The organism is Candidatus Chloroploca asiatica, assembly GCF_002532075.1.
GTDB classification, from domain to species: Bacteria; Chloroflexota; Chloroflexia; order Chloroflexales; family Chloroflexaceae; genus Chloroploca; species Chloroploca asiatica.
The window spans coordinates 1-4,326 of record NZ_LYXE01000130.1 but is presented as its reverse complement, the minus strand read 5'-3'; the positions used below and the strand labels follow the sequence as shown (position 1 = coordinate 4,326).

The following is a 4,326-nucleotide window of genomic DNA, read 5'->3' as shown; positions in this document are numbered from 1 at the left end:
GAGCCAGAAGATGTGCTGTGGGCTGGCAACAAAACGCCGAAGCGTGAGCGCTGCTGTCATGGCTGGCCTCGTACATCGCCACACTGAGCCCGCTGCTCAGCCCGGTCCCGGCGATCCCGTCGAGATCCGCGCGCCCGCTGAAGAGCGTCGCCTGCAGCGCGTAGTCCGGCGCCAGCAGCACCGCTACCAGACCCAGCGGCACCCGCAACGGCCAGAGCCAGGCCGGCATCAGTAGCAGTAGGGGAATGGCGAGGGCGAAGATGCCGAGCAGCAGCAGGTCGTAGCCCCGGTCAAGCGCGGTGATGCGCGGGGAGCTGAGTGTTGGTTGTTCGAGCGGCTGGTCGAGTTTCATGTCGTTCACGGTATATTCACAATGCACAGAATCTTAAGTATTTGCACGGCACACTAGACTGGTGCAATCAGCAACACCGCCACCGCGATCACACCCCAGAGCAGAATACTCCCGGTGAGCGTAGCATCCTTGAGCAGCAACTCGGAGGGATTGCCACCCTCTTCGTAGCGGTGTACCAGGTAGAGATAGCGGAAGATCGCGAAGACGACGAAGGGCACGGTCATAAGCATGAGCGGGAAGGGCTCGTGTGGCATGGTCTCGGCAGTGGTGGTAAAGAGGGTATAGGCCAGGATCGCCGCGGCGATAACAATGCCAATCATCTGGTCAACCATCGGGAGGGTATACTCGGTGAGGATCCGCCGGTGTGAGGTAGCGTTCTGCTGAAGCAGGAGCATCTCAGCCCGACGCTTGGAGAGACCCAGGAACAGTGCAAGCATGCCCATACAGATGAGCAGCCAGTGGGTGATCGGGATGTCGAGCACCAGGGCGCCGGCCACGGTACGCAGGACAAAGCCGAGGGCGATGGTGAAGATGTCGGCGATGACGATGTTCTTGAGGAAGAAGGAGTAGAGCAGACCCTGCACGACCACATAGAAGAGCAGCGCCAGCCCGAAGTCGCTATTTTGCAACAGGCTGGTTCCGTTCCAATCGATCACGAAGGCGAGTGGGAGCGCACTGCCGAGCAAGACGATCGCAGCGATCACGGCGACCGAGCGGGGCAGGCGGCCCGAGGCGAGTGGGCGGTGGCGCTTCTTGGGGTGGGCCCGATCCTTCTCGATGTCGACGAGGTCGTTGACCAGGTAGATCGCACTGGCAGCCATACAGAAGAGCACAAAGGCCCCAAAGACCATCCCGAAGCTAGTGGGATCGAGGAACAGCGGACGCCCGGCCGCGTCGCGGGCGAATACTGCGGCAGCGAAGACGAAGCTGTTTTTGATCCAGTCCTTCGGGCGCATTGTGCGCAGTAGCTCGACCGGGACGAAGCCACGCTGGACTAGCAGCGCGTAAGCATCAGTCGGCTGAGACATATTGCCTCCAGTGCAAGAAGCGGCATCTCTCTATTCTCTTGGTAGCTCTACTCAACATACCGACCATACTGTATGACAGTTGAGGGCAACTCAACTGAAAACCGTTTCAGATTATTTGCAAGACTCTCAACCTCAGAAGGCCTCACGGCATATATTGATACTGTGTCGTCAGCAGCGACTACCTGATGATTTATCGTCCATTGACCCACCCTGACCCACTGTTGGGGTGTTCTATTGACTGTACCATTTTGGAACCAACTGTCGTATACGATGGCAACAACTACATTTTCACTCTGCGTTAGCCTTAAAATCTCCTGAGAACTGTATCTTTCTTCCATCTTCATAATGGCCGGTTCTAGACTTCCTAATCCCCATAGATCGAGAAGATGGATATCTGCCAAATACGTGACAGCGCCTATATCATTCACTGCAACCGATCTTCCCTGATAAAACCGTTTTAAGAAGAGTCCCATTTGGTATTGTTGCTGATAGATATTGTTAGTCGCCAGGGGTGTCAGTACCAGTGAAAGTATGGTTCTGTCAAAAAAAGGAAACAAAATAATACAGGCCAAAAGGGAACTTACAGCATACATCGGAAGATTTTTACAATCAAGCTTTCTTGTCCGCATTTTAAATGGCAAGGAGTTTAACGAAACTCCCACTGCTAGTATGCCGAGAGACATTAAGTATGCCTCATATCTGAATAACCAACCTGTTCGTGCGAATTGCAGATGTAGCAAAGTGGCACCTATGAATATAATGTTGACAATGCTTTCTCGATTAAGCTTATCTATTCCACCAGTCCTAATAGAGTAAGCTAAAGAAGCTAATGACAGTACTATCAATATTAACAAATGAGGGCTGTTGTAAATATTCTCAGCCAGATCGTAACCCAAGAATCTTACAACACTAGCAATAGAATTGCCTGGTAGATTCCCCTTCAATAACAGCGAATTTGGCAAAAAAAACCAACCGTGTGTCATGCTCCATAGACCATAGACGAAAATTGGCAGTAGTGCGGCAATGAAAATTAGAGCAGCAACAAGGGTTCTTCGTTTCAACAAAAGAAGTGCACATGAAATCAAAACTAAGAATACACCTTCATATCTTGTAGTTATGAGAAGTGAGCTTAGACAAATAGCCGCTAATATATTAATCCAATTATTGCTCATGTCTATTTTTAATAAAAATAACAAGAATAGCATTGTCAAGAACACATGTAATACGTGTTCCATTCCAATGAATGTCAGTGTTGGGAGGGGCGTAACAAAAACAACTATGGAAATAAGTAGAAATGTTAATTTATAATTATTTTTGATAAATATATTTAGAACATTGTACAGCGTTATAAGTGTAAACACTCCGAATAGCAAGTTAAGGAGAAGCGGGATTAGATCATGGATGCCCACAATCTTGAAGAGGAGAGCAAGGCAAAACGTCCATAGCGGAGAAGATGTAGAAGATGTGTACTCGTGTCTAGTTACACCCCATACATCATAGAGGGCAAAACTCCTGGCTATAGACATATGAATGTACGTGTCATCAAGAGGATAGACAAAGTTGTGACTATTGATCTGAAAGGATGTCAATAATAGCACTAATACCACCAATAAATACAAGACTACTGAGTAAAAAAGTGGCCAGTGTATTCGTGCTATCCTGAACATCTTTGTATCCTTTCTATTAGATGTGCTCTAACCGACCCTGACTGAAGTTACTGATCAGATATGTGTTTCGCCGTATCCTCCCCAAAACCGCTGGATCAGGCCGCCGGTTGCATCCCGACACCCGCCCGCTGGGCCAGTCGCTCGGCGAAGGTCGGCGTGGTTGCAGGCGTGACGATCCGGTCATGGAGATAGTGAAAGAACCCCACGCCGAGTTTCGCCGCTGTGGCTGCCAAGGTCTGGAAGGTATCCCAAGCCCGCGCACCGGTGCGCGATTGCGGGCCGAAGCTCACATCCCGTTTGCGCACGCGGCGTCGCGCCGCCAATTCCATGGCGTTATTATGCAGCGGAATGTCGGGATGTTTCAGGACCGCCAACAACTGCGCCCGTTTATCGGCGGTTTTGCTGATCCGGTCATCCAACGCCGCGTATCCCGTCTCATCTTCCACCAAGGCGTCGAAGGCGTCCTCCAACCGGGTCCGTTCCGCCGCCGTGGGAGCCTGCTGGTAGGCCAGCAGGTCGCGAGAAAACGCCCAGTAACGATCACCGAACCCTAATACAATACCCTGTGGTAGATAATCGCTAACTTTGCTCGTTACCCTATTCACTCGCGAGCATCCCCTGCTCTTGGGCTGCATGCTGGTTTGACGGTGCGTCTGGCGTTTGTGCCTGACGCGGCCCGAGCCAGAGGGCCAGGGCAATCGCGATGGTGCCGATTACCGTTCCTCCTAGAATCACGATCCAGACGATGTTTGTGAATTGGGTGGCATCGCTGTTGCTGGTGTGAGGCAGTAGCAGGAACAGGGTGATATTTGTCGTGCCGTGGGCGAGCGTTACGCCAAGGATTGAGCCGGTGCGCAGCACGATCAGGCCAAAGATCAGCCCGACGGCCAATACGAACAGGAAGTCGATGAATGAGAGGTACCCGATGTGCAGGATGGCAAAGAGCAGGGCCACATAGACGATGGCTTTGTTGCCCAGGGCGCGCAAGGCACTATGTTGCAGCAGGCCCCGAAACCAGAGCTCTTCGGCAAAACCGGTGAAGATCAGGAGGCTTAGCGAGGCCAGCAGGAAAGGCACCCACGCGAACTGTTCAATGATGGGCACTGGCTGCAAGATCAGGAATTCGAGCGCCCCCAGTCCAAAGCCAAAGCCCCCCATCGCTAGCTCCAGCGGTAGCCGCCCCGGGGTCAGACCCAGACGCTGCGCTGAGACCCCTCCCTGGCGGATGAGTACGATGGTTGCTACGAGCAGTGGCAGCGCAACCGCAGGATACCAGGCT

At 52.3% G+C, this 4,326-nt stretch carries 5 protein-coding genes; all 5 read right to left on the bottom strand.

Annotated elements, in window-relative coordinates; genetic code table 11:
* On the bottom strand, positions 1 to 361 hold a 361-nt coding region (locus tag A9Q02_RS17510), incomplete at its 3' end, for a DUF1616 domain-containing protein (RefSeq protein WP_141509000.1).
* Positions 362 to 405: 44 nt separating this feature from the next.
* Positions 406 to 1,380: a decaprenyl-phosphate phosphoribosyltransferase gene (locus tag A9Q02_RS17505; protein ID WP_097654380.1), complete on the bottom strand. Its 975-nt coding sequence runs from the start codon at positions 1,378 to 1,380 to the stop codon at positions 406 to 408.
* A 47-nt stretch (positions 1,381 to 1,427) separates the two neighbouring features.
* The gene (locus tag A9Q02_RS17500) at positions 1,428 to 2,597 is read right to left on the bottom strand and encodes a hypothetical protein (protein ID WP_141508998.1); all 1,170 of its coding nucleotides are present in this window, start codon (positions 2,595 to 2,597) and stop codon (positions 1,428 to 1,430) included.
* 545 nt (positions 2,598 to 3,142) lie between these two features.
* On the bottom strand, positions 3,143 to 3,652 hold the full coding sequence (locus tag A9Q02_RS17495; RefSeq protein WP_245860637.1) for a hypothetical protein: 510 nt from the start codon (positions 3,650 to 3,652) through the stop codon (positions 3,143 to 3,145).
* On the bottom strand, positions 3,645 to 4,326 hold a 682-nt coding region (locus A9Q02_RS17490; protein ID WP_097654378.1), incomplete at its 5' end, for a CPBP family intramembrane glutamic endopeptidase. The genes A9Q02_RS17495 and A9Q02_RS17490, both read right to left, overlap by 8 nt.

What these genes read in the sequence shown, in the direction of transcription:
- A9Q02_RS17505 (WP_097654380.1), bottom strand. Translation starts at nt 1,380, where the DNA reads ATGTCTCAGCCGACTGATGCTTACGCGCTGCTAGTCCAGCGTGGCTTC.